This is a genomic window from Falsochrobactrum shanghaiense (genome assembly GCF_003149535.1).
Lineage (GTDB): Bacteria > Pseudomonadota > Alphaproteobacteria > Rhizobiales > Rhizobiaceae > Brucella > Brucella shanghaiense.
On the sequence record NZ_QGDB01000006.1, the window covers coordinates 1 to 20,612 of the forward strand.

The window sequence follows — 20,612 nt, forward strand, 5'->3', positions numbered from 1 at the left end:
CCACGTTGATAGGCCGGGTGTGGAAGTGCGGCAACGCATGCAGCTTACCGGTACTAATAGCTCGATCGACTTGATCATTCTCATTATCTGTATCCATCGAACGAAGTTCGATGAATGACAGCTTTAACTTCTGTCCTCACGCTGTCGCGGCTTCGCCGCTTCGCTCCGGACGGGGCGGCGCACAAGCGCCGGCACACAGTCGTGTGCTTATTGCTTATCAGTGCATGAAAGACGGGAAAGCGAGTAAAGCAGTGAGTAAACATACTCACCTACTGCCTTATTCTCCTAATCCAGCTTCTCATATTTGTGTTCTTCGCCGACCTGGTGGTTATGGCGGAGCGGCTGCACCCGATCCCATTCCGAACTCGGCCGTGAAACGCTCCAGCGCCAATGGTACTTCGTCTCAAGACGCGGGAGAGTAGGTCGCTGCCAGGTCTGCCAAGCACACAAAAAAAAGCATCTTCTCAAATCATACAAACAGAACCCATCAGCGCAAAAAAACGCAGTAAACTATCCAGGCCGGACAACAGTAAAACACCTTGACGCGGGGTGGAGCAGCCCGGTAGCTCGTCAGGCTCATAACCTGAAGGCCGCAGGTTCAAATCCTGCCCCCGCAACCAAAATAAGATCGTTAAATTAATCGATTACGAAAAAGCCCCTTTCTTCGGATAGGGGCTTTTTTGCATTCAAGGGGCAGTTTGGAGGCATCAAAAATACTGGTTGCGAAAGTATATATGGCCGCCAGTAAGGGGCTGGAATGGGGCCTCCTCAAACGAAATTATCAGGAGCGTGCGGCCCAATCACCATCCTATGGGATCGAAGCCAAGTGGAAGCAGCTCAGTGAGTCGGCTTCCTTTGTTGTATTTAATGCGTTTGCCCAAATGCACTGGACGAAACCCTCTGCCGCAATGACCCTATCTGCATGATCAAAAAATCATGCAGATGTGGATTGGCGCCCGGACGGTTTCAATCAATCGAGTGAGAGGCGGGGCGTGTTGTTGATACGGTTTTCAGCCCATTTGGAAAAGCGCAGAACCGGATAGCAATAAATAAAATAGACCACGGCAATCAGGCCATAGATGAAGAGAATATCACGCGGGTAACGCAATATCGTCACTTCGCCCTGACGGGTCAGTTCGGCGATGCCCACGACGGACAAAATCGCCGTGCTCTTGATGATGATGACATATACGCTGCTCATGGGGGCTATGGTCAGCTTGAGGGCCTGCGGCAGAATAATATGCCACAGGCGCTGCATCTGGTTCATGCCGACCGAGGTTGCTGCCTCCCATTGACCTTTGGGGACCGCATCGATAGCACCGCGCACGATTTCGGCAACATAGCTTGACGTGTAGAGCGAGAGGGCGACGAATGCGGCGGTTTGCGAACTCCAGTTGAGCCATTCCAGTCCGGTATTGGGCAGGACGAAATAGAATACATAGAGCTGAACCAGAAATGGCGTTCCACGCAAGCAGTGTACATAGAGCGCGAACAGTTGCGACAGGAGCGGCACCCTGTAGCTGCGGACTATACCGACGAGCGCACCGATCAGCGAGCCAGCGAGAATGGCGACCAGCGAGACGACGAAGGTTTCCTTAAAACCCTGCCAGAGAAAAGGCAGGATCGAGATGGTGAGGTTCCAGTAATATTCCATCCTGTCAGCCCTTCACGTTCCATGCCGGTCCGGCCAGTTTTTGTTTAACGGCGTGGGAGAGCAACAGCACCAGCAGATATATGGCAAGGTAAGCGACCGCGATCGTCAGAAAGCCTTCATTGGGGCGCACGCGCTCGCTGTTGAGGAGAATACCCGCGCTCGTCAGTTCGAAGACCGTAATGAGCGACAAAAGCGAGGTATCCTTGATGAGAACGGCGGTCTGGCCGATCACCGGCGGTATCACATTGGCGAAAGCCTGCGGCAGAACGATGTGACGCAATCTCTGGCCGTAGCTCATGCCGACAGCCTTGGCAGCCTCGACCTGACCGCGCGCGACGCTTTCGATTCCCGTGCGGATGATCTCGCACATATAGGGCGCGCAGTTGAGCACAAGCGCTGCAATGCCCAGACTCATTTCCGGCCATTTGAGGGTAAACGGAAACAGCACCGGCAAGCCGAAATAGACGAGATAAATCTGCACCAGAAGCGGTGTCCCGCGGATGAAGGTTATATAGCCATGGATCAACTGGCGCAGGACGGCCCACTTGCTGAACAGCAAAATGGCCAGAATCGTGCCCAGTATCAGAGACAGGACCAGACTTATCGATGCCGCCCATATCGTATTGCCAAGCCCCCGGATGAAGGCGTCATAATATTGTGCGACAATGCGATAATTATAATAATCCAGTATGAAAGACGACATCAATAAACCTTGTATTCCGCATGACGCAGGTTCGCCTGCGTCAATGTTGAAGGCTCGTTTGCCGGAAATGTCCTGCCCCGGATGAAGGCGGGCTTCGTCCGGGGCAGGGCCATGAGGTGATTATTTGTGGTCTTTTTCCCAATCGGTGGTGTTCCACCAGTAATTGACCAGTTTCTCCAGGCGCTTGTCGGAAGTGATCAGTTCCACGTAATTGTCGAGCCACATCTTCAGATGGAAGGCATCGGGACGGACCGCGAAGGAAAGCGGGTTCTTGACGATGATGCCATCCAGCAGCTTGAGATTGTCGAAATCATTGAGGAAGTTGGAGACGTTGCCAAGGTCTGACACAAGGCCGTCGAGACGGCCTGTGGAAAGGGCCTGCGAAACGGCAGCGGTGCCGCCGGTATATTCCTTCAGCGTTGCTTCGGGCAGGAATTTCTTGATCGCATCGCTATAGGAGCTGGCCTGCGTCGAGCCGATGTTGAGGCCGGCCTGATTGAGATCTTCCCATTTCGTATAGGGCGAATCCTTGAGGGCGGCTGCAACGGTCTCTTCATAGAACATCGGGGTTGAGAACAGAAGCTGTGCGGCACGCTGCGGTGTCGGGGTCATGTCGGCGGCGATCATATCGACCTTGCCCGCGAGCAGCGCCGGAATCAGGCCCTTCCAGTCGTAATCCTGAAAGACCACCGTGACGCCGAGGTCTTCGCCCATCATGCGCGCGAGTTCCACGGCAAGGCCGGTCTGCTTGCCGTCCTTGTTGATGAAGCTCACAGGCGCGCCCTGCGTCTGCACGGCGACGCGCATTTCGCCGCGCTTGAGAATATCGTCCATTTCGTCGGCCTGGGCGGCAGATACAGCGGCTGTCAGCCCCGCCATGGCGGCGATGGATACGAAAAACTTTTTGAAGATACCCATTTCAGTTCTCCCTCTGGATAGATCGGTTTACAGGATTTGCTCCAGGAAGCTCCTGGTGCGTTGCTGCTTCGGACTGGAAAATAGCTCGACCGGCGTTCCCACTTCCACGATCTGGCCCTCATCCATGAAAATGACCCGGTCCGCCACTTCACGCGCAAAGCCCATTTCATGGGTGACGACGACCATCGTCATGCCTTCGCGGGCGAGATTCTTCATGAGTTCGAGAATGCCGCCGACCATTTCAGGGTCAAGGGCGGAGGTTGCCTCGTCGAACAGCATGACTTTCGGGTTCATCGCCAGCGCCCTTGCAATGGCGACGCGCTGCTGCTGCCCGCCAGAAAGCTGGCTCGGATAGTGACCCTCCCGGTCAGCGATCCCGACTTTGGCCAGCATGTCGCGTGCGCGCCGGGTGGCATCTTCGCGGGTGCGCCTGAGCACCACGGTTTGCGGCAGAACCACATTTTCCAGTGCGGTCTTGTGCTGGAACAGGTTGAAATGCTGAAAAACCATGCCGATTTCCGACCGGGCGGCATTCAGATTCGTCTTTGGATTTGAAATCTCCATGCGGTTGACTTCAATCAGCCCGCAATCGGTCGCCTCCAGTGCGTTGAGCGTGCGCAGCAGGGTGCTCTTGCCGGAGCCGGACGGGCCGATAATGACCAGAACCTCGCCCTTCTCGACAGAAAAAGACACATCTATGAGTGCGCGATGCGCCTTGCCATTGCGGGTGGCGGGATACGTCTTCGAAACGTCCTTGACCGTAATGAATGCTTTGTCGGACATGATCAAGCCAACTCCCATGCGCTGATCCCATAAAATGAAATGGCGACATCCCCCGTCAGCAAGACCGAATTTTCCCCGATGATGCGTATATCAAGACTGCCCCCCGGCATATCCACCTTCGCCTGCATGCCCTGCATAAGACCTTTTCGATGCGCTGCCAAGACTGTCGCGCAGGCGCCGCTGCCGCAAGCCTGGGTGAGAATGCCCGGCCGTTCATAAACGACAAGCCGAATATGTCCGTCCGAGAGGATTTCGGCAATGTCGATATTGGCCTGTTGCGGCAGATACCGGCTTTTTTGTATCGGGTCGGCCAGAGCCGCGGCATCGAGCGCGCCCAGATCGGGAACGAAATAGACCAGATGGGGATTGCCCGGATTGACGGCAAACGGATTGCGAAGCGGTCCGTTCTCAAGGGCTGCGCCCGCTTGCGAAAGCGGACCGGCAAGGGGGATCGACTGCCACTCATAGCGAATATCATCGATCCGCAGGCTCACGCGACGATCTCCCGCACGCGTGGCTTCGATCAAGCCGCCCAGTGTCTCGACGATAATGGTGTCTGCGGCCTTTTCTTCCATCAACAGCCAGGCCACGCAACGCACTGCGTTGAAACAGGATTGCGCCTCGACGCCGTCGATATTGTAAATCCGCAGACGGATCGTGGATTGGGGCGATGCGGGCTGCTCGATCACCAGCAGCTGATCGCCGCCAATTCCAATATGGCGGTCACATACCTGCATGACTGTGCGGGGGGATGGGGAGAGTGGCTGATGGCGTCCGTCGACAACCACAAAATCATTGCCCAGACCATGGAGTTTTACGAATGGCCGTCCCCGGGCCGACGCAGAATCAAAAATGCCGCAATCAACCAATGCGCTGATTCCCTTCTCTGAATGGCGAAGCAGAAAGGCGCTTATGAATATGCATCCGGGAACAGTCAAACCATTCGCGACGGGCAAACCGTTCGCCCCGGGCTGTCGCCGCCCCGCAAAACCATATGTCCATCAATGCCTGCCGGCCTGATAACAGCTGAAGCCCCATTTTTTCCCCGTGCAGGCGGTTGGTCCGCCTTTTTGATGTCCTCATATGCTAGCAAGGGTTTTATATTCGTCAAATTCAATATTTGGCCCATATCATTCATTTTTGATATGTTAACTTGTGGCTGGAGCGGGGTGAATGCACGGAAGAGGACAGGCTTGATGCGGCTGACACACAGGCAGTTGGAAATTTTTCAGTCTCTCATGCAGACGCTGAATATTACGGCTACCGCGCAGCAGTTGTTCTCGTCGCAGCCGACGATCAGTCGCGAATTGAAAAACATCGAGGAGATAGTCGGCTTTCAGCTCTTTTATCGTCAAAACCGCAAACTGGAGCCAAGCCAGCAGGCGATTGCCCTCAATATTGTCGTGCAGCGCTCATTCGTAAGTCTCGACGAGATTTTCCGCACCGCGCAGGCCATTCGCGAAGACCGGTTGAAGCGGCTCTCCATCGCCTGCCTGCCCGCATTCGCCCATGCGCTGATCCCGCAGGCGCTGCGGTTGTTTCTGGCGCAACTGCCCGGAACATCCATTAAGATACATTCATTGGAAGAGGCTGCCCTGACCCGCGATCTGGTCAGCAAGTTTTTCGATCTGGGTATCGTGGAAGGCAAGTTCGACCGAACCGCCTCATCCACCATCGCGCTTTATGCCGGTGATCTGGTCTGCGTGATGCCCGTCTCGCACCATCTGGCGCAGCGCGATGTGCTGCACCCGCAGGATTTGGCAGGTCAGGACTTCATTTATTATTCGGAAGAGGATTCCTATCGCAGGCAGGTAGATGCATTTTTTTCGCGCGCCAATATTTCGCGGCGGCTGCTCATCGAAACGACGACAGCGCCTTCCATCGGCTCGCTTGTTCGCTCCGGATTGGGCGTATCTATCGTCAATCCGCTGACCGCGCTGGCCTTTCACGGCGATGGCCTGTGCGTGCGACCGCTTGCCCACAAGATTGCCTATCATGTCCATATCTGGCAGCCGGAACCGGCCAAGCGCGGGCCTTTCGCCTCGATTTTCATTCGGGCGCTGGAAGAAACCATAATCGATATGCGTGCGCGCCTTGATCGCCTGCTTTACTAACCGTTGGTAGTCGTTGGTAGTCATTGACACCCCAAAAACCGGGGCTTACTCAACGATATGCATTGATCATGTCCCGAGCATTCCAACAGAAGTGGAGGCAAGATGTCTCGAATAGCCAATGAAACCCTGCGTTCACGCATCATGACCGCAGAAGATGCGGCGTCGTTGATCAGCAATGGTTCAACGGTTGGAATGAGCGGCTTTACCGGGTCGGGCTATCCGAAGGCCGTGCCGCTTGCGCTTGCCGCCAGAATCGAAGCGGAACATGCAGCCGGCAAGCCCTTCCATCTGCGGGTATGGACGGGCGCCTCCACCGGGCCGGAACTGGATGGGGCGCTTGCCAAGGCCGATGGTATCGAATTCCGGCTGCCTTATAATTCCGATCCCATTGCCCGGGAAAAAATCAATCGTGGCGAAATGGAATATTTCGACATGCATCTTTCGCAGGTCGCGCCAATGGCCTGGCAGGGTTTTCTGGGGCCGCTCGATACCGCTATCGTCGAGATTTCAGGCATCCGGCCCGATGGCTCGCTGGTTCCTTCGTCCTCGGTCGGCAATAACAAGACCTGGCTTGAGCGCGCGGACAGGATCATCCTCGAAGTCAATAGCTGGCAAAGCACTGCACTCGAAGGCATGCACGACCTTTATTATGGCACAGCGCTGCCGCCGCATCGTGTGCCCATTCCCTTGCTGCGACCGGACGACAGGATCGGCGAGACAGCCTTTCGCTGCGACCCCGACAAGATCGTCGCCATCGTTGAAACCGATGCGCCCGATCGCAATCTGCCATTCTCGCCGCCCAATGACGCGGCGCAGGCGATTGCCGGGCATCTGCTGGAATTCTTCCGTCACGAGGTGGCCAGGGGGCGCTTGCCAGCTTCGCTGCTGCCGATCCAGTCCGGTGTCGGCAATATCGCCAATGCCGTGCTGATGGGCCTGATCGACAGCCCGTTTGACAATATGACGGCCTTTACCGAAGTCATTCAGGATGGGATGCTCGACCTGCTGGATGCGGGCAAGCTCCGCATGGCCTCGGCGACGGCCTTTTCGCTGAGCCCGGAAGCTGCCAGCCGGCTTAATAGTGATATGGCGCGCTATCGCGACCGTATGGTGCTTCGCCCGCAGGAGATCAGCAATCATCCCGAACTGATCCGCCGCCTGGGCTGTCTTGCGATGAATGGCCTGATTGAAGCCGATATTTACGGCAATGTGAATTCGACCCATATCATGGGATCGCGCATTCAGAATGGTATTGGCGGTTCGGGCGATTTCGCGCGCAATGCCTATATTTCCATCTTCATGACGCCATCGACCGCCAAGGGCGGCAAGATTTCGGCGATCGTGCCGCAGGCAAGCCATGTGGACCACATCAATCAGGATGTTCAGGTGCTGGTGACCGAACAGGGGCTTGCGGATTTGCGCGGGCTTTCTCCCAAGCAGCGTGCGCGGGTGATTATCGATAATTGCTCGCACCCCACCTACCGGCCCGCGCTGCAAGACTATTTCACGCGCGCCCTTGCTGGCTCTTATGGATTGCAAACGCCCGGCCTGTTGAACGAAGCTTTATCCTGGCACCAGCGCTTTATCGAAACCGGCTCAATGCTGCCCTGATGCGGATTGGCTGCCCTGATGCGGATTGTGTTCAAGGGGATAAGAAAAATGGCGGAGAGGGTGGGATTCGAACCCACGGTGGAGTTACCCCCACGCCGCATTTCGAGTGCGGTACTTTCAACCACTCAGCCACCTCTCCGCGTTTTGCAGCACTGTAAAACGATCCATGAAGAATCGCACAGTAACGAGCATCAAAAAGCGAATGCCGAGCGTGCAGCGGCTCAATAACCAGACAAACGCATTTAGACAAGACCTAATTTGCGTTTAAAGACAAAAAACCTTGACTTTTTCGCTGCCCTGCATCTATAAGCACCCAACTTTATGCGTGGCATCAGCCGCGCTTATTGTTTTGATTGGAGAATCCATCGCTGGAGGCTTTGATCAAGGGGCTGAAAAGCTTCAAAATTCACCCGACTGATAAAAAGACGGCCCATGACTACGACGCGAAAGTCGCAGAAATGAGAGCTGGACCGAACAACCGAAAGGAAAACAAATGTTCGCAGTCATTAAAACCGGTGGCAAGCAGTATCGCGTTGCCGCAAACGATCTCATCAAGGTCGAAAAAGTCGCTGGCGAAGCCGGTGATGTCGTAGAATTTGCAGAAGTCCTGATGGTCGGCACGACCGTTGGCGCTCCGCTTGTCGAAGGCGCGCTTGTGACCGCCGAAGTCGTCGAGCAGGGCCGCGCCCGCAAGGTCATCGCTTTCAAGAAGCGTCGCCGTCAGAACTCCAAGCGTACCCGTGGCCATCGTCAGGAACTGACGACGATCCGCATCTCGGAGATTCTCACCGACGGTGCGAAGCCTTCCAAGAAGGCCGCCGAAAAGAAAGCTCCGAAGGCAGAAGCCGCCGCTGAAGGCGCAGCCGCAAAGCCGAAGAAGGCAGCGCCCAAGAAGGCCGCAGCCAAGGCCGAGTCGGCTGAGTAAACAGAGAGATTAAAGGAGAACACCAATGGCACACAAAAAAGCTGGCGGTTCCTCGCGCAACGGTCGCGATTCAGAATCCAAACGCCTTGGCGTGAAGAAGTTTGGCGGTGAAGCAGTGCTCGCCGGCAACATCATCGTGCGCCAACGCGGCACGAAATGGCATCCGGGCGCCAATGTGGGCATGGGCAAGGATCACACCTTGTTTGCGCTTACGCAGGGTTCGGTGTCTTTCCGCGCGAAAGCCAATGGCCGCACCTATGTGTCGGTCGACCCGATCGCGGAAGCAGCAGAGTAAGCCGGGCACTCTTATAAGCACCGGCGTCCCATTGGACCCGGTGCATATGGCAGCCAAGCCAAAAGATCGAAGGGAAGATGGGACTACCATCTTCCCTTTTTGCATCTGGAGGAACGAAAAATGGTTGTCGAAACATTGGAAGAAGACTGTTACGAAAGCTGTAGCAGGCATGAGGACGCTTCGGCTTCGGAATTATCGCCGAGGCTCGCTTACGAACTGGATTGCCCCGTTCTCGTCACGGAAAGGCTGGTCCTGCGCCCGCCCCATGAAGAAGACGTGGATGCGATTTCTCATCTCGCCAATAATATCCGCGTTGCCGACATGCTTGCCCGTATGCCGCATCCCTACACGCGCGATAATGCGCTCGACTTTGTCGAACGCACCCAAAAAGGCGAGATGGGCAACTGCATCTACGCGATCACGCAAGCGGAAACCGGCATTTTTATGGGTTGTTGCGGCATCCATGCGCATAAGCATGGTGAAGGCCTGGAGATCGGCTACTGGCTGGGCGAACCCTATTGGGGCAATGGGTTTGCCACCGAGGCTGCCCATGCGCTGATCGATCTGGCATTCCGCGCAACCGCCATCGAACGGCTGCATATATCGTGCCGCGTCACCAATAGCGGTTCGCGGCGCGTGATCCACAAATGCGGCTTCCAGTTCAGCGCCATGGGCATGGGAGATTCGCTTGCCTCCGGAAATGTCGCTGTCGAGCGCTATGTGCTTGACCGCAGCACATGGATCGGCCTGAGAAGCTGGCAGGCATAAGGAGAAGGCGGCGGCGCGGAGCGCGCGCGCCCCGCGCATTTTGCGGGGTTTCGCCTCTCCTTGGCACATTCCCGGCCCTGCGATGGTTTGCAGGGCGCGGGTTTTGCTGTAATTGCAATCGGCAGCGCGCTTGTTCAGGCGCGATGCCAGAATAGTTTTGGAATGCGGGTATGCCGCAAGAGGTAGAGATCAATGAAATTTCTCGATCAGGCCAAGGTCTATATCCGCTCCGGCGCGGGCGGAGCGGGGGCTGTTTCGTTCCGTCGCGAGAAGTTTCTTGAATTTGGCGGACCCGATGGCGGCGATGGCGGACGCGGCGGCGATGTCTGGGTGGAAGCGGTCGATGGGCTCAATACGCTCATTGACTATCGCTATCAGCAGCATTTTCGCGCCAAGACCGGGATGCACGGCATGGGGCGCAACCTGACGGGCGGCAAGGGCGACGACGTCGTGCTGAAGGTGCCGGTGGGCACGCAGATTTTCGAGGAAGATAATGAGACGCTGATCTGCGATATTACCGAGGTCGGCCAGCGCTATCGTCTGGCCAAGGGCGGCAATGGCGGTTTCGGCAATCTGCATTTCACCACATCGACCAATCGCGCGCCGCGCCGCGCCAATCCGGGGCTGGAGGGGATCGATCGCACAATCTGGCTGCGGCTGAAACTCATTGCCGATGCCGGATTGGTGGGACTGCCCAATGCAGGCAAATCGACCTTTCTTGCAAGCGTTACGGCGGCGAAGCCAAAAATTGCGGACTATCCTTTCACCACGCTGCATCCCAATCTGGGCGTTGCGCGGGTTGACGGGCGTGAATTCGTCATCGCCGATATTCCAGGGCTGATCGAGGGCGCGAGCGAAGGCGTGGGCCTTGGCGATCGCTTTCTTGGCCATGTCGAACGCACGCGGGTTCTCCTGCATCTGGTGTCAGCACAGGAAGAAGATGTGGCGAAAGCCTATAATGTCATTCGCGGGGAGCTTGAAGCCTATGAGCACGGGCTTGCGGACAAGCGGGAAATCGTGGCCCTGTCGCAGATCGATACGCTCGACCCGGACGCACGCAAGGCAAAGGCCAAGGCGCTGAAGAAAGCGTGCGGGCGCGAGCCGCTGCTGCTTTCGGCGGTCAGCCATGAGGGGCTCAACGATGCGCTGCGGCAATTGGCGTCCATTATCGATGAGAGCCGTGCGCAGGAAGCGGGCGCGCAAACAGAGGCGCAGTCTGCTGACGATTGAATTTCGGCATGCGGCGAGGGAACGGGACTATGCTGAAGCAATTGAAGGATTATCGCCGCATCGTCGTCAAGATCGGCTCGGCGCTGCTTGTCGACCGCGCCAGCGGGCTGAAACGCGAATGGCTTGAAAGCCTTGGCCATGACATTGCCGTATTGCACAATGCGGGCGTCGAGGTTCTGGTCGTGTCTTCGGGCGCCATCGCGCTTGGCCGCACCGTGCTTGGTCTGCCGAAAAAGGCATTGAAGCTTGAGGAAAGCCAGGCGGCTGCGGCGGCTGGCCAGATCGCGCTGGCCAAGGCCTATGCCGATGTGCTGGGCGGTCATGGCATCAAATCAGGCCAGATTCTCGTTACGCTTTCCGATACGGAGGAGCGTCGCCGCTATCTCAATGCCCGCGCCACCATCGATACGCTTCTGAAGCTCAAGGCGGTGCCGGTCATCAATGAGAATGATACGGTCGCGACCACGGAAATCCGCTATGGCGACAATGACCGGCTGGCGGCGCGTGTTGCGACCATGATGGGGGCTGATCTTCTGATCCTGCTTTCGGATATTGACGGGCTTTACACCGCGCCGCCGCACAAGAACCCCGATGCGCAGTTTCTGCCGCTGGTCGAGGCCATCACGCCGCAGATCGAAGCGATGGCGGGGGCGGCTGCGTCCGAACTTTCGCGCGGCGGCATGAAAACAAAGCTTGATGCGGGCAAAATCGCCAATGCCGCCGGAACCGCGATGATCATCACGTCGGGAACCCGCATGGCGCCGCTTTCGGCAATCGACCGTGGCGAGCGGGCGACCTTGTTCGAGCCGTCAAATGCGCCGGTCAATGCGTGGAAAACATGGATTTCCGGCAATCTGGAACCGGCGGGACGGCTAAGGGTCGATGCCGGTGCCGCGAAGGCGCTGAAATCGGGCAAGTCGCTTTTGCCTGCTGGCGTCCGGGAGATTGAAGGGCGTTTCGAGCGCGGTGATACGGTGGCTGTGCTCAATGAGGACGGGCGTGAGATCGCGCGCGGGCTGATCGCCTATGATGCAGAGGATGCGCGTAAAATCGCCGGGCATAAAAGCGATGAGATCAGCGCCATTCTTGGTTATGATGCGCGCGCGGCAATGATCCATCGCAATGATCTGGTGGTTCGCGGTGCAGCCGCATCCATCGAGGTCGAGGAGGCTTGAGGGAACGGGAATGCTGACGAAACCGGATATGGCTAACGATATTGCGCAGATCATGGCCGAGGTTGGCCGCAAGGCGAAAGCTGCCAGCGCGCCCCTTGCCATTGCCAGCACGGAACAGAAAAACAGGGCGCTCCACGCTGCCGCCGATGCGATTATCGCAAACAGCGATGCCATCCTCGATGCCAACAGGATCGATCTTGCCAATGCAGCGCAAAGCGGAATGGCGGCTTCTTTTATCGACCGGCTGACGCTCGACGAAAGCCGCATTGGAGCCATTGCCGAAGGCATTCGCGCCATTGCCGCGCTGCCCGATCCGGTCGGCGAGGTGATTGCCGAATGGGATCGTCCCAACGGATTGCATATCGAGCGCGTGCGCACGCCGCTTGGTGTCATCGGCGTGATCTATGAAAGCCGCCCCAATGTGACGGCAGATGCGGGCGCTTTGTGCCTCAAGGCGGGCAATGCCGTGATTTTGCGCGGCGGTTCGGATTCGGCGCATTCGTCGGCTGCCATTCACAAGGCGCTGGTCGCAGGGCTGGAAGCGGGTGGTCTGCCGGCTGACGCCATCCAGATCGTGCGGGTGACGGACCGCGCGGCGGTCGGTGAAATGCTTAAAGGTTTGAATGGCGCTATCGATGTGATTGTGCCGCGCGGCGGCAAGAGCCTTGTTGCGCGCGTGCAGTCGGAAGCGCGGGTGCCGGTCTTTGCGCATCTGGAAGGCATCTGCCATCTTTATATCGATGGTTCTGCCGAACCCGACATGGCGCGGCAGATCGCCGTCAATGCCAAGATGCGGCGCACCGGCATTTGCGGTGCGACCGAAACCCTGCTGGTTGATCGTGCTGCGGCTTCGACCCATCTTGTACCGGTCCTCGAAGATCTGGCGGCAAAGGGCTGTGAGATACGCGGCAGCGAAGAGGTGCGGGTGCTTTATCCCGCCGCCATTCCTGCAACGGATGAGGACTGGGCGAGCGAATATCTCGATGCGATCATTTCGGTGGCGCTGGTCGATGGGATCGGCGGTGCAATTGCGCATATCAACCGCTATTCGTCCCATCATACGGAGGCCATCGTCGCGGAGGATGCGCAGGCAGTCGGCCGTTTCTTCAATGAGATCGACTCGGCCATTCTGCTGCACAATGCCTCGACGCAATTTGCCGATGGCGGCGAGTTCGGCATGGGGGCGGAAATCGGCATTGCGACCGGCAAGATGCATGCGCGCGGGCCGGTCGGCGTCGAACAGCTGACCTCGTTCAAATATCGTGTTCGTGGTAACGGACAAGTTCGTAGCTGATGCGTTTCGGCTTCGGGCTTCCAGCATTAAAGGCGAGCTATCCGGGCGTTGATGCGCATTATCTGCGCATGCCGCATGTCGAGAAAGGCATGACGGTGGGGCTGTTTGGCGGGTCGTTCAATCCGCCGCATGGCGGGCATGCGCTGGTGGCGGAAATCGCGCTGCGGCGGCTCAAGCTCGACCAGCTCTGGTGGATGGTAACGCCGGGCAATCCGCTAAAGGATCAGCGCGAGCTTGCCCCGCTCGCGGAAAGGCTCAAACAGAGTGAGGCGGTAGCAGGCGATCCGCGCATCAAGGTGACGGCGCTGGAGGCGGCGTTTCATGTGCGCTATACGGCGGATACGCTGGCGCTGATCCGCCAAGCCAATCCGGGGGTGCATTTCGTCTGGGTGATGGGCGCGGACAATCTTGCCACATTCCATCACTGGCAGCGCTGGCGCGAGATTGCACGGAATTTTCCGATTGCGGTCATCGACCGTCCCGGATCGACGCTCGCCGGTCTTTCGTCGCGCATGGCGCAGACATTCTCCGACAGCCGCCTTGATGAGCGCTATGCGCCGGTGCTGGCAAGACGGACGCCGCCAGCGTGGACTTTCATCCATGGCCCGCGTTCCTCGCTGTCTTCCAGCGCATTGCGTAAGGGAAAACTGAAAAAGTGAACGGCCATAATTGTCCGCAACCCTTGAAAACAACCCGGGATTGGGCCTATTTTAGGGTGTGCGGTGCTTATGATTGCCGCACTGCGTTGTTCTGGTCGGAAAGGAAATACACTGAGAACAGCACTTGAGAAGAAGGCTCACCACGCGCCTTCAACGGTCGGGATGAACGAAATGGCTTTCGTGTCCCAGACCTTCGACGCGGCCTTGGCCAGTCTCGAAAATTCCAAGGCGGAATCCATCATCCCCATCGACATTCGCGGACGATCTTCGATCGGCGATTATATGATCGTCGCGTCGGGACGCTCGCATCGTCATGTCAGCTCGGTCGCAGAGCATCTTCTGGAGGCGCTGCGCGAAATGGGCTGCAAGAACCTTCGGGTCGAAGGGCTTGAGTCGGGCGATTGGGTTCTCATCGATACGGGCGACATCATCGTTCATATTTTCCATCCGGAAGTCCGGGATTTTTACAATCTGGAAAAAATCTGGCTGGACGATGGGCATGATGATGATCGGGCGACGGGAACCGTCCACTGATCGACCTGCCATATTGAGGGTGCCATGCGTGTGAGCGTTTTTGCCGTGGGCCGGATGAAAGCCGGCCCCGAACGGGAACTGGTCGAGCGTTATTTTGATCGGTTTTCCAAGGCGGGCCCGCCGCTGGGACTGGAATTTGCCGGGGTGAGCGAAATTCCGGAAAGCCGGGGCCAGACGGCGGATTTGCGCAAAAGCGAAGAAGCGCAGCGCATCTACGAAGCATTGGATAATGGTGCTGCGCTGATCCTGCTCGATGAGCGCGGCAAGGCACTTGGCTCGGAAGATTTTGCTCAACGTATCGGCCATATGCGTGATGAGGGCAAACGACAGTTGATCGTTGCCATCGGCGGTCCGGACGGACATGATCCCAAGTTACGTGCGCGCGCCGATCTCGTTCTTGCACTGGGCGCATTGACGTGGCCGCATCAGATTGCACGTATTCTGATTGCCGAACAGCTTTATCGCGCGGCGACCATTCTAAGCGGGCATCCCTATCATCGCTCGTGATCGATCATGGCTAACAAATCCTTAATGATATGCCGCTAGTTTTGGCCCTTCATCATTGATATAGCGCGTCATGAATTCTGTTCGCCTTCACATAAAGCCCTTATTGCCTGCCATGTTGCGGGCGGGCTTTGTCGTGGCCGGTCTTTTTGCGGCGATGGGGACGGGGCTGACCGAAGACGGATTGCAGGCGCAGCGCGAGCAGGCAGCGCAGGAATATGAAAAGCTCAACAGCGAAATGTCGGTCACCGGCGACAGGCTCAAGCAGCTTGAGGATGAGGTGGCGGCGCTCAAAAAGGATCAGGCGACCATTACGGCGGCATTGATCCAGTCGGCCAAGACCGACAAGAAATTACAGCAGGATATTGCCGATATTGCCGACAGGCTCGTTTCTCTGCATGAGCAGGAAGAGGGCATCCGCATTTCATTGCGCGCGCGCCGCGCCATTCTGGCGGAGGTGCTGGCGGCTTTGCAGCGCATGGGGCTGAACCCGCCGCCTGCCATTCTGGTGCGTCCCGATGATGCGCTGGCTTCAGTGCGCAGCGCGGTTCTGCTTGGCGCGGTTGTGCCGGAAATGCGCGGGCAGGTCGAAGAACTGACCGGTGATTTGCAGGATATGCAGCGCGTCACGGCGTCGATCACGCAGGAGCAGCAGAAGCTGAGCGAGACGCGCAGCGCGCAGGCGCAGGAGCAGAAGCGCCAGTCGCTCCTGCTGGAAGAGAAGAAGAAATTGCAGGCGCAATCGGAGCAGGAGATCGCAGCCCAGCGCCAGCGTTCCGAGGAACTGGCCGCGAAGGCGGGCAGCCTCAAGGAGCTGATCGATACGCTCGACGAGCAGATGGCGAGCGTGCGTGATGCTGCGGAAGCCGCGAGAAAAGCGGAGGCGGAACGGCTGGCGAAAGCGCGCGAAAGAGCAGGGGAAAGCGCGCCGGAAGAAAACCGCCTGCATGCGCAGATCGATTTCGCATCGTTGCGCGGGCGGCTTGCGCTGCCTGCGGCGGGCAAGACAATTCGTCAATTTGGCGAAAATGATGGCGTAGGTGGTCATATGATGGGCGAGGTGGTCGAAACCTTGCCCATTGCCACGATTACGTCACCTTCCGATGGCGTTGTACTCTATGCAGGCGCATTCAGATCTTATGGGCAACTCTTGATCCTGGATGCTGGCGACGGGTATCATGTCGTAATGGCTGGCATGGGCCGAATCGATGTGGCGCAAGGCCAGTTCGTATTGGCGGGTGAGCCTGTCGGCGCAATGGGAGAAAAACTTCTTGCAAGTGTTGCGCCGATAGAGGTGGGCAACGGTTCGCCATTGCTCTACATTGAGTTTCGAAAGGATGGAAAACCCGTTGATCCGGCCCCATGGTGGACGAAACGGCTTTCTGGAAAGGCACAAAATGATACGTAAACTGTCGCTGCTTTTCGCCGGAGCCCTGCTGGGGGCGTCAGCTATGGTGATGGTCCAGGGTACGCCAGCAACTTCCGCATTCGCTGCGGGCAAGGACGCAGACGTCTATAAGGAACTGGCTCTCTTCGGTGATATTTTCGAGCGGGTGCGCGCGCAATATGTGACGCCGCCCGACGACAAGAAGCTGGTCGAAAGCGCGATCAACGGCATGTTGACCTCTCTCGATCCGCATTCCTCCTATCTCAACCCGGAAGCCGCGCAGGATATGCGCGTGCAGACCAAGGGCGAGTTCGGCGGACTTGGCATTGAAGTCACGATGGATAACGATCTTGTCAAGGTCATTGCGCCCATCGACGACACGCCTGCTTCCAAAGCGGGCGTTCTGGCAGGTGATCTCATTACCAAGATCGACGGGCAGGAAGTGCGTGGCCTCAGCCTGACCGATGCGGTTGACAAGATGCGCGGTGAAGTCGGCTCGCCGATCGAACTGACGATTATCCGCCAGGGCGCGGATAAGCCGATCGTGCTTTCCATCAATCGCGCCATTATCAAGGTCAAGGCGGTGCGTTACCGCGTCGAGAACGATGTCGGCTATCTGCGCGTGATCTCCTTTACCGAGCAGACGGCGGACGATCTCAAGAAGGCCATCAAGGACGTTCAGGACAAGGTGCCTGCTGACAAGCTCAAGGGCTATGTGCTCGACCTGCGCCTCAATCCGGGCGGCCTGCTCGATCAGGCGGTGGCCGTGTCCGACGCCTTCCTCGACAAGGGCGAAATCGTCTCCACCCGCGGTCGCGATCCGCAGGATGTGACGCGCTTCGATGCGCGCAAGGGTGATCTTGCCGATGGCAAGCCGGTGATCGTGCTGGTCAATGGCGGTTCGGCCAGTGCGTCCGAAATCGTCGCGGGCGCGTTGCAGGATCATCGCCGCGCGACGGTGCTGGGCACGCAGTCGTTTGGCAAGGGATCGGTGCAGACGATCATCCCGATGGGCGAAAACGGCTCGCTGCGCCTGACCACGGCGCTTTATTATACGCCGTCGGGCACGTCGATTCAGGGCAAGGGCATTACGCCCGACATCAAGATCGAACAGCCATTGCCGCCAGAATTGCGCGGCGAGGACGTGGTGCGGGGTGAATCCGAACTCAAGGGCCATATCAAGGGCAATGACGAGGATGACGAGGGATCGGGTTCCGCCGCTTATGTTCCCGCCGAGCCGAAGGATGACATTCAGCTTAATGAAGCGCTGAAGCTCCTGCGCGGCGAAGTGGCCAATGCCGCCTTCCCGCCCGATCCCAAGAAGGGCGTTCTGAACTGATCGCCTTGTAGAACGAGTGACATGCAAAAGCGCGGGAGCCAATCGCTTCCGCGCTTTTGCGTCCAGGATGATCGACAGCAATCATGGAGCAAAAAATGTCGAAGCATAAAGAGGCCGTCGACCCGGAAAGCCTGCCCTATCGCCGCTGTGTGGGGCTGATGGTGCTCAATGGCGCGGGGCTGGTCTGGGCCGGGCGGCGGATCATCATTCCGGGGGATGAACTCGACGGATCGACCCAGCTCTGGCAGATGCCGCAGGGCGGTATCGACAAGGGCGAGGAACCGGTGGAAGCGGCCCTGCGCGAGCTTTACGAGGAAACCGGAATGAAATCCGTTTCCCTGCTTGAGGAGGCGTCGGACTGGATCAATTATGACCTGCCGCCGCATCTGGTCGGGAGGGCGCTCAAGGGCAAATATCGCGGCCAGACGCAGAAATGGTTCGCCTATCGCTTCGAGGGCGATGAAAGCGAGGTCGCAATCAATCCTCCGCCCGGCGGGCATACAGCCGAATTCGACATGTGGGAATGGAAGCCGATGGCGCAATTGCCGGAGCTGATCGTGCCCTTCAAACGCAAGGTCTATGAGGAGGTCGTCGCCGCATTCCGCCATCTTGCGCCATAATTTTATTACCCCCTCTTGTCTGGCCGGGCAACTTCATGTCAACTCACGCAGGATGGCGGCGCAATCTTTCGATGCCGCATTTTGAGAGGGACTGAATAAACATGGATATTGGAAGTCTTCTTGTATTCCTTTTTGTGGGCCTGGTTGCCGGCTGGCTTGCAGGAAAAGTCGTGCAGGGCGGCGGTTTCGGCCTGATCGGCAATATCATCGTCGGCGTGATCGGTGCATTTTTCGCAGGCTGGCTGTTGCCGCGTCTTGGCTTTGCCATTGGCGGCGGCATTATCGCCGCGATCATCAACGCCTTTATCGGTGCCGCCATATTGCTGCTCATCCTGCGCATCATCAAACGCGTCTGAGCGGTTTACGTCATACTTAAAGCGTGTCGCGATCTTTCAGATTCGCTCCCTACGCTTTAAGTTTTTGTTTTTACGCATGTCGTTATCCCGAAACCGGTTCCCGCTTTCGGGCGACATGCTTTAGCAGGCCCGGCGGAAGTTTGCCGGGTCGCTTTTTTGAAAAGAGCCATGACACCCAATTCCAAACTGGCGCTCGGTCTGGTGCTGACCGCATCGGCTGGTTTTGTCGACGCGATCGCCTTCCTGCAACTGGGCGGTTTTTTCGCTTCCTTCATGAGCGGCAACACCACGCAACTCGGCATCGGCCTTGCGGGGCAGCCGGGCATATTGGGGCGCGTCATCATCTGGTTTCCGGCTGCGTTGATCATCCTGTTTTTCGCAGGTGCCTTCATAGGCACGCTGACCGTGCGCGCCTATGGCAAGCGGGGCAGCCTGATCGTCATGGGAAGCGTCGTTGCGATGCTCATTATCCTCACTGTGCTGCGCCGCGAGGGCGCGCTCGTCATACAGCCCATCCTGCTTCTTGCCGCCGCCATGGGTGCGCAAAATGCGGCGGTGCAGCCGATCGGGGCGGCGCGTCTGGGTGTTACCTATGTGACCGGCACGCTGTTCAATGCTGCCGCCGACCTTGCCTGTTCGCTGCGCGGCGAGACGCCCAAATGGCGCTGGGTGCAGCATCTTTCCGTGTGGTTCGCGCTGATGGTGGGCGCGGTTCTCGGTGGTGCCTGCCATGCGCTGATGGGACTGGATGCGCTGTTCGTCCCCTCGGTGACGATTATCGGCGCGATGGTGGCCTATGGGCTGCTGAAACGATAGATCAGGCAAACAGCGATTTTTCGTTCTCGACCAGTTCTGAAATCAGGGCGGAGACGGCTGTTACGCGGCGCAATGTGCGTGCGGATTCATGATAGGTCAGCCAATAGGCGCGGCGGATGACCCGATCTGCGAGCACCGGCACCAGATCGGGATCGGCGCGTGCAATGAAGGAATGAAGAATGCCGATACCGGCCCCGGCGCGCACGGCCTCGACCTGGCCCAGGGCGCTGGACACTTCAAAATCGGGTTTCCAGTCGCGGCTGATTTCGGAGGCATAGGCCAGCGAGGCATTGATGACCAGATCCTCCACATAGCCGATGAGGCGATGGGCGCTCAGATCTTCCACGCTTTGGGGTATTCCATATTCTTCGAGATAGCTGCGATGGGCAAAGAGGCCGAGCGTATAATCCACCAGCCTGCGCGCAACCAGCCGGCCCTGTTCGGGGCGCTCGACCGTGATCGCTATATCCGCCTCGCGGCGCGAGAGCGAAAAGGAACGCGGCACGGGCACGAGCTGGACCGTCAGATCGGGATATTGCCGGGTGAGCCGCGCCAGCCGCGGTGCCAGAAATGTGACGCCGAACCCGTCGGGTGCGCCAATTCGCACTGTGCCGGAAACCGCAATATCGGCATTGCCGACCTGCGCGCGGGCGGAAAGCATCTCTGCTTCCATGCGTTCGGCGGCAAGCAGGAATTCCTCGCCCGCCTGTGTCAGTGTTGAGCCATTGGTGCGACGGGTTAAAAGGGTTGTTGAAAGCGCGGTTTCGAGCGCCGTCAGGCGGCGGGCAACGGTCGTATGATTGAGGCCGAGCCTTTTTGCAGCGCCCAGAATCTGGCCTGAACGCGCGACGGCAAGAAATATGCGTATATCATCCCAGTTCATGTTTTGACGATTACTATAAAAAACGCACAACGGATACGCTTTTC

Annotated in this window: 23 protein-coding genes, 2 tRNA genes and 2 rRNA genes; 20 read left to right on the forward strand and 7 right to left on the reverse strand. The window is 57.9% G+C overall.

Annotated elements, in window-relative coordinates:
- From DKP76_RS14715 to DKP76_RS19230, 4 genes are all read left to right on the forward strand, one after another.
- A 23S ribosomal RNA gene (locus tag DKP76_RS14715) occupies positions 1–78 on the forward strand; the annotation flags it as partial.
- Between the two features lie 242 nt (positions 79–320).
- Positions 321–435: ribosomal RNA gene (rrf, locus tag DKP76_RS14720) — 5S ribosomal RNA — on the forward strand.
- A gap of 108 nt (positions 436–543) precedes the next feature.
- A tRNA-Met gene (locus tag DKP76_RS14725) sits at positions 544–620 on the forward strand.
- A gap of 114 nt (positions 621–734) precedes the next feature.
- On the forward strand, positions 735–926 hold the full coding sequence (locus DKP76_RS19230) for a hypothetical protein (RefSeq protein WP_109707570.1): 192 nt from the start codon (positions 735–737) through the stop codon (positions 924–926).
- Between the two features lie 44 nt (positions 927–970).
- On the opposite strand, the gene DKP76_RS14735 is transcribed toward DKP76_RS19230, so the two are convergent.
- From DKP76_RS14735 to dapF, 5 genes are all read right to left on the reverse strand, one after another.
- On the reverse strand, positions 971–1,654 hold the full coding sequence (locus DKP76_RS14735) for an amino acid ABC transporter permease (protein WP_109707571.1): 684 nt from the start codon (positions 1,652–1,654) through the stop codon (positions 971–973).
- A gap of 4 nt (positions 1,655–1,658) precedes the next feature.
- Entirely contained in the window at positions 1,659–2,357 is a 699-nt protein-coding gene (locus tag DKP76_RS14740; protein ID WP_109707572.1) for an amino acid ABC transporter permease, read from the reverse strand.
- A 120-nt stretch (positions 2,358–2,477) separates the two neighbouring features.
- On the reverse strand, positions 2,478–3,275 hold the full coding sequence (locus DKP76_RS14745; RefSeq protein ID WP_199224819.1) for an ABC transporter substrate-binding protein: 798 nt from the start codon (positions 3,273–3,275) through the stop codon (positions 2,478–2,480).
- Positions 3,276–3,302: 27 nt separating this feature from the next.
- Positions 3,303–4,058: an amino acid ABC transporter ATP-binding protein gene (locus DKP76_RS14750; RefSeq protein WP_109707573.1), complete on the reverse strand. Its 756-nt coding sequence runs from the start codon at positions 4,056–4,058 to the stop codon at positions 3,303–3,305.
- 2 nt (positions 4,059–4,060) lie between these two features.
- Positions 4,061–4,927 (reverse strand): diaminopimelate epimerase, encoded by an 867-nt coding sequence (gene dapF / locus DKP76_RS14755; protein ID WP_109707574.1) that lies wholly within the window; start codon positions 4,925–4,927, stop codon positions 4,061–4,063.
- A gap of 327 nt (positions 4,928–5,254) precedes the next feature.
- Here dapF and DKP76_RS14760 point away from each other — a divergent pair, with 327 nt between their 5' ends.
- On the forward strand, positions 5,255–6,172 hold the full coding sequence (locus DKP76_RS14760) for a LysR family transcriptional regulator (RefSeq protein ID WP_109707726.1): 918 nt from the start codon (positions 5,255–5,257) through the stop codon (positions 6,170–6,172).
- A 102-nt stretch (positions 6,173–6,274) separates the two neighbouring features.
- The gene (gene scpC, locus DKP76_RS14765; RefSeq protein WP_109707575.1) at positions 6,275–7,783 is read left to right on the forward strand and encodes a succinyl-CoA:acetate CoA-transferase ScpC; all 1,509 of its coding nucleotides are present in this window, start codon (positions 6,275–6,277) and stop codon (positions 7,781–7,783) included.
- A gap of 49 nt (positions 7,784–7,832) precedes the next feature.
- Here the strand turns inward: scpC and DKP76_RS14770 are convergent.
- Positions 7,833–7,922: transfer RNA gene (locus DKP76_RS14770), tRNA-Ser, on the reverse strand.
- 354 nt (positions 7,923–8,276) lie between these two features.
- On the opposite strand from DKP76_RS14770, the gene rplU reads away from it, so the two are divergent.
- From rplU to DKP76_RS14840, 14 genes are all read left to right on the forward strand, one after another.
- Positions 8,277–8,708, forward strand: a complete 432-nt coding sequence (gene rplU / locus DKP76_RS14775) for a 50S ribosomal protein L21 (RefSeq protein WP_109707576.1) — start codon at positions 8,277–8,279, stop codon at positions 8,706–8,708.
- Positions 8,709–8,733: 25 nt separating this feature from the next.
- Positions 8,734–9,003 carry a 50S ribosomal protein L27 gene (gene rpmA / locus DKP76_RS14780; RefSeq protein ID WP_109707577.1) on the forward strand — a complete coding sequence of 90 codons (270 nt, stop codon included), beginning with the start codon at positions 8,734–8,736 and terminating at the stop codon, positions 9,001–9,003.
- Positions 9,004–9,123: 120 nt separating this feature from the next.
- Entirely contained in the window at positions 9,124–9,771 is a 648-nt protein-coding gene (locus DKP76_RS14785) for a GNAT family N-acetyltransferase (protein ID WP_109707578.1), read from the forward strand.
- A gap of 192 nt (positions 9,772–9,963) precedes the next feature.
- Complete coding sequence (gene obgE, locus DKP76_RS14790) at positions 9,964–11,001, forward strand: GTPase ObgE (RefSeq protein ID WP_109707579.1); 1,038 nt, start codon at positions 9,964–9,966, stop codon at positions 10,999–11,001.
- Between the two features lie 29 nt (positions 11,002–11,030).
- On the forward strand, positions 11,031–12,176 hold the full coding sequence (proB, locus tag DKP76_RS14795) for a glutamate 5-kinase (protein ID WP_109707580.1): 1,146 nt from the start codon (positions 11,031–11,033) through the stop codon (positions 12,174–12,176).
- Positions 12,177–12,186: 10 nt separating this feature from the next.
- Positions 12,187–13,470: a glutamate-5-semialdehyde dehydrogenase gene (locus DKP76_RS14800; RefSeq protein WP_109707581.1), complete on the forward strand. Its 1,284-nt coding sequence runs from the start codon at positions 12,187–12,189 to the stop codon at positions 13,468–13,470.
- Complete coding sequence (locus DKP76_RS14805) at positions 13,470–14,129, forward strand: nicotinate-nucleotide adenylyltransferase (RefSeq protein ID WP_109707582.1); 660 nt, start codon at positions 13,470–13,472, stop codon at positions 14,127–14,129. The genes DKP76_RS14800 and DKP76_RS14805 overlap by 1 nt, the downstream gene beginning before the upstream one ends.
- Before the next feature lie 162 nt (positions 14,130–14,291).
- Positions 14,292–14,663, forward strand: a complete 372-nt coding sequence (rsfS, locus tag DKP76_RS14810) for a ribosome silencing factor (RefSeq protein WP_245410250.1) — start codon at positions 14,292–14,294, stop codon at positions 14,661–14,663.
- Positions 14,664–14,687: 24 nt separating this feature from the next.
- Positions 14,688–15,170, forward strand: a complete 483-nt coding sequence (gene rlmH / locus DKP76_RS14815; RefSeq protein ID WP_109707584.1) for a 23S rRNA (pseudouridine(1915)-N(3))-methyltransferase RlmH — start codon at positions 14,688–14,690, stop codon at positions 15,168–15,170.
- Positions 15,171–15,240: 70 nt separating this feature from the next.
- Positions 15,241–16,575 carry a murein hydrolase activator EnvC family protein gene (locus tag DKP76_RS14820; protein ID WP_109707585.1) on the forward strand — a complete coding sequence of 445 codons (1,335 nt, stop codon included), beginning with the start codon at positions 15,241–15,243 and terminating at the stop codon, positions 16,573–16,575.
- Positions 16,565–17,893 (forward strand): S41 family peptidase, encoded by a 1,329-nt coding sequence (locus DKP76_RS14825; RefSeq protein WP_109707586.1) that lies wholly within the window; start codon positions 16,565–16,567, stop codon positions 17,891–17,893. Before DKP76_RS14820 ends, DKP76_RS14825 begins: the two co-directional genes overlap by 11 nt.
- Before the next feature lie 95 nt (positions 17,894–17,988).
- A complete protein-coding gene (locus tag DKP76_RS14830; protein ID WP_109707587.1) occupies positions 17,989–18,513 on the forward strand; it encodes an RNA pyrophosphohydrolase in 525 nt (174 codons plus the stop codon).
- Positions 18,514–18,614: 101 nt separating this feature from the next.
- The gene (locus tag DKP76_RS14835; protein ID WP_109707588.1) at positions 18,615–18,869 is read left to right on the forward strand and encodes a GlsB/YeaQ/YmgE family stress response membrane protein; all 255 of its coding nucleotides are present in this window, start codon (positions 18,615–18,617) and stop codon (positions 18,867–18,869) included.
- Between the two features lie 168 nt (positions 18,870–19,037).
- Positions 19,038–19,685, forward strand: a complete 648-nt coding sequence (locus tag DKP76_RS14840) for a YoaK family protein (RefSeq protein ID WP_109707589.1) — start codon at positions 19,038–19,040, stop codon at positions 19,683–19,685.
- Position 19,686: 1 nt separating this feature from the next.
- Here the strand turns inward: DKP76_RS14840 and DKP76_RS14845 are convergent, their stop codons facing one another.
- Positions 19,687–20,568: a LysR family transcriptional regulator gene (locus DKP76_RS14845; RefSeq protein WP_109707590.1), complete on the reverse strand. Its 882-nt coding sequence runs from the start codon at positions 20,566–20,568 to the stop codon at positions 19,687–19,689.
- Positions 20,569–20,612: the final 44 nt, after the last annotated feature.

Coding starts and splice junctions, on each gene's coding strand:
- DKP76_RS19230 (WP_109707570.1), top strand. CDS start 735: ATGGCCGCCAGTAAGGGGCTGGAATGGGGCCTCCTCAAACGAAATTAT.
- DKP76_RS14735 (WP_109707571.1), bottom strand. CDS start 1,654: ATGGAATATTACTGGAACCTCACCATCTCGATCCTGCCTTTTCTCTGG.
- DKP76_RS14740 (WP_109707572.1), bottom strand. CDS start 2,357: ATGTCGTCTTTCATACTGGATTATTATAATTATCGCATTGTCGCACAA.
- DKP76_RS14745 (WP_199224819.1), bottom strand. CDS start 3,275: ATGGGTATCTTCAAAAAGTTTTTCGTATCCATCGCCGCCATGGCGGGG.
- DKP76_RS14750 (WP_109707573.1), bottom strand. CDS start 4,058: ATGTCCGACAAAGCATTCATTACGGTCAAGGACGTTTCGAAGACGTAT.
- DKP76_RS14760 (WP_109707726.1), top strand. CDS start 5,255: ATGCGGCTGACACACAGGCAGTTGGAAATTTTTCAGTCTCTCATGCAG.
- scpC (WP_109707575.1), top strand. CDS start 6,275: ATGTCTCGAATAGCCAATGAAACCCTGCGTTCACGCATCATGACCGCA.
- rplU (WP_109707576.1), top strand. CDS start 8,277: ATGTTCGCAGTCATTAAAACCGGTGGCAAGCAGTATCGCGTTGCCGCA.
- rpmA (WP_109707577.1), top strand. CDS start 8,734: ATGGCACACAAAAAAGCTGGCGGTTCCTCGCGCAACGGTCGCGATTCA.
- DKP76_RS14785 (WP_109707578.1), top strand. CDS start 9,124: ATGGTTGTCGAAACATTGGAAGAAGACTGTTACGAAAGCTGTAGCAGG.
- obgE (WP_109707579.1), top strand. CDS start 9,964: ATGAAATTTCTCGATCAGGCCAAGGTCTATATCCGCTCCGGCGCGGGC.
- proB (WP_109707580.1), top strand. CDS start 11,031: ATGCTGAAGCAATTGAAGGATTATCGCCGCATCGTCGTCAAGATCGGC.
- DKP76_RS14800 (WP_109707581.1), top strand. CDS start 12,187: ATGCTGACGAAACCGGATATGGCTAACGATATTGCGCAGATCATGGCC.
- DKP76_RS14805 (WP_109707582.1), top strand. CDS start 13,470: ATGCGTTTCGGCTTCGGGCTTCCAGCATTAAAGGCGAGCTATCCGGGC.
- rsfS (WP_245410250.1), top strand. CDS start 14,292: ATGAACGAAATGGCTTTCGTGTCCCAGACCTTCGACGCGGCCTTGGCC.
- rlmH (WP_109707584.1), top strand. CDS start 14,688: ATGCGTGTGAGCGTTTTTGCCGTGGGCCGGATGAAAGCCGGCCCCGAA.
- DKP76_RS14820 (WP_109707585.1), top strand. CDS start 15,241: ATGAATTCTGTTCGCCTTCACATAAAGCCCTTATTGCCTGCCATGTTG.
- DKP76_RS14825 (WP_109707586.1), top strand. CDS start 16,565: ATGATACGTAAACTGTCGCTGCTTTTCGCCGGAGCCCTGCTGGGGGCG.
- DKP76_RS14830 (WP_109707587.1), top strand. CDS start 17,989: ATGTCGAAGCATAAAGAGGCCGTCGACCCGGAAAGCCTGCCCTATCGC.
- DKP76_RS14835 (WP_109707588.1), top strand. CDS start 18,615: ATGGATATTGGAAGTCTTCTTGTATTCCTTTTTGTGGGCCTGGTTGCC.
- DKP76_RS14840 (WP_109707589.1), top strand. CDS start 19,038: ATGACACCCAATTCCAAACTGGCGCTCGGTCTGGTGCTGACCGCATCG.
- DKP76_RS14845 (WP_109707590.1), bottom strand. CDS start 20,568: ATGAACTGGGATGATATACGCATATTTCTTGCCGTCGCGCGTTCAGGC.